This is a genomic window from Bradyrhizobium sp. Kon37, assembly GCF_055807535.1.
The window spans coordinates 1-269 of record NZ_JBVVOY010000269.1; the positions used below are offsets into that span (position 1 = coordinate 1).

Sequence of the window (269 nt, forward strand, 5' to 3'; positions counted from 1 at the left end):
GTCGATGCCGATTTAGTACTTCTCGACGCGATCGTAGAAGATGCGCGTGAGCCGGCCTTCTTTGCGTCGCAGGACGAGAACGACTCTATCATAGTCGGCTGGTCCAAAGGCGGCGGATCCTACCTGGCAGTCTCGGACCTCAACCTCACAGAGCTTCGAACGTTTACGGAGTTTCCTGGTTAGAAAGCTCGATGAACTTGCACGGCGCAGTTCGTTGCGGATCGAACTGACGCCGGACAGCTCCGAAGGGCGTCCTCCTTCAAAACGAT

The 269-nt window shown here is 56.1% G+C and carries 1 protein-coding gene; it reads left to right on the plus strand.

Going from position 1 to position 269, the window contains the following annotated elements:
* Nucleotides 1–183: hypothetical protein (locus AC0L3J_RS38105; RefSeq protein ID WP_473350572.1), on the plus strand; the 183-nt coding region annotated here is incomplete at its 5' end.
* Between the last annotated feature and the right edge of the window lie 86 nt (nt 184–269).